The sequence below is a fragment of the Chryseobacterium sp. SIMBA_028 genome (genome assembly GCF_046535285.1).
GTDB lineage: Bacteria > Bacteroidota > Bacteroidia > Flavobacteriales > Weeksellaceae > Chryseobacterium.
The window spans coordinates 1-233 of the sequence record NZ_JAWRWZ010000865.1 but is presented as its reverse complement, the minus strand read 5'-3'; the positions used below and the strand labels follow the sequence as shown (position 1 = coordinate 233).

Sequence of the window (233 nt, the reverse complement as noted above, 5' to 3'; positions counted from 1 at the left end):
CAGCCCGCATATTGCTTGGCGTGAGTCTGGTGCTGATTGCCTTCAATCTCCGGCCAGTCTTTTCCAGCGCTTCAGCGCTGCTTCCCGAGATTCGCTCCGGCCTCGGTCTTTCGGCGCTCGGCGCCAGCCTGCTCACCACCCTGCCGGTCGTCTGCCTCGGCGCCTTTTCGCCGCTCGCACCACGGCTTGCCCAGCGGATCGGCTCGGAGCGGACGCTTCTCGGCGTCATCTTC

1 pseudogene is annotated in these 233 nt (G+C 65.7%); it reads left to right on the top strand.

Annotated elements, in window-relative coordinates:
- Positions 1-233: pseudogene (locus SCA31_RS25660) on the top strand (hypothetical protein); the annotation flags it as partial.